The sequence below is a fragment of the Streptomyces flavofungini genome, assembly GCF_041028215.1.
GTDB classification, from domain to species: domain Bacteria; phylum Actinomycetota; class Actinomycetes; order Streptomycetales; family Streptomycetaceae; genus Streptomyces; species Streptomyces flavofungini_B.
Genome location: NZ_JASKYR010001193.1, coordinates 1 through 1,444, shown reverse-complemented (window position 1 = coordinate 1,444; position 1,444 = coordinate 1). Strand labels below are relative to the sequence as shown.

Here is a 1,444-nt window from a genome sequence, read left to right as displayed (position 1 = left end):
GCGCCGGAGTGGTCCACGGCCCCTCCCCCGCGCCGGGCGAGCCCCCGCGCTCCGCGATATGGGTGGCCCGGGGCGACGCGCCGGCCCGCCCGGTCACCTCCGGCCACGGGGTGGACCTCACCCCCCGCATCTCGCCGAGCGGCCGCCTGCTCGCCTTCGCCTCGGACCGCGGGCGCCCCGGACTGTGGCGCCTGTATACCGTCGCCCTGGACGGGGCGGAACCGGCTGCCGAGCCGCGGGAGTTCGCCGCTCTGCCCGGAGTGGTGGAGGACATCGTCTGGGCCCGCGACGAGTCCGCCCTGCTGGTGGGCACCGCCGACGAGGGCTCCGACACGGGCAACGCCCGCGGCGGCACCCGGTTCGCGCCCGGGGACGAGGAGGAGGCGCTCTGGACCGTCCACCGGCCCGCCACCCGGTGGCGCAGGCTGTACCGGGTGGATCTGGCGTCGGGCGCGGCGCTGCGGGTCGGCCCCGGCGGCCTGAACGTGTGGGAGTTCGGCTGGCCGGGCCATGGGCCGATCGCGGCCGTGGTCTCGGCCGACCCGAGCGAGAACGGCTGGTACGACGCCCGGCTGGCCCTCATCGACGCCGAGTCGGGCACCGCGCGGACCGTCCACACCCCGAAGTGGCAGATCCAGTCACCCGCCCTCTCCGACGACGGGCGCACACTGGCCTTCGTCGAGGCACCGCAGAGCGACCGCACCCTGCTCGCCGGGGACATCACCCTGCTCGACCTGGAGACGGGGGCGATGGTCCGGCCCGCCCATGAGGCGGACGTCTCACGGCTGCGGTGGACGCGGGACGGCCGGCTGTTCTGGGCGGGGCTCGTGTCGCTGGAGAGCGCCTGCGGCTTCCTGCGCCGCGACGCGGCGGACGACTGGCTGGTGGACGAGTGCTGGCGCGGCCTGGTCACACTCGGCCGGGCCCACTGCGATCACGACGGCACCCTTGTCGTCGCCGCACTCCAGGCCCACGACCAGCCGCCGGAGCTGTGCGAGATGCGGCTCCCCGCGGCGGGGTCCACGGGCGGGCGCTCGGCGTCCTGGCGCCCGCTCACCCAGGTCAACGCGGGTCTCGCCGGGCGGGCGCCCGCCCACGAGAGGGTGCTGCGCTGGGTCTCGGGTGACGGCACCGAGATCCATGGCCTGCTGCTTCTGCCCGTGGACCGGGCGCCGGACCCGCTGCTCGTGGACGGGGCGCCGGACCCGCTGCCCCTGGTCGTCGTCGCGCACGGCGGCCCCACCAACGCCGCCACCTCGCTCTTCGCCCAGGGGACCCAGCGCGGCGACGCGCTGCTCCTCGCCCAGGCGGGCTGCGCCGTGCTGCTGCCCAATCCGCGCGGCTCGACCGGGCGCGGCCGGGAGTTCATGGCCGCGAACATCGGCGACCTGGGCGGCGGGGATCTGGCCGACCTGGAGGCGGGGGTGGCCGCACTCGTGGCCGC

The 1,444-nt window shown here is 76.9% G+C and carries 1 protein-coding gene; it reads left to right on the top strand.

Annotated elements, in window-relative coordinates; genetic code table 11:
• Positions 1-1,444 (top strand): S9 family peptidase (locus tag AB8Z36_RS39650; RefSeq protein ID WP_369218209.1); only part of this gene is annotated, 1,444 nt, incomplete at both ends.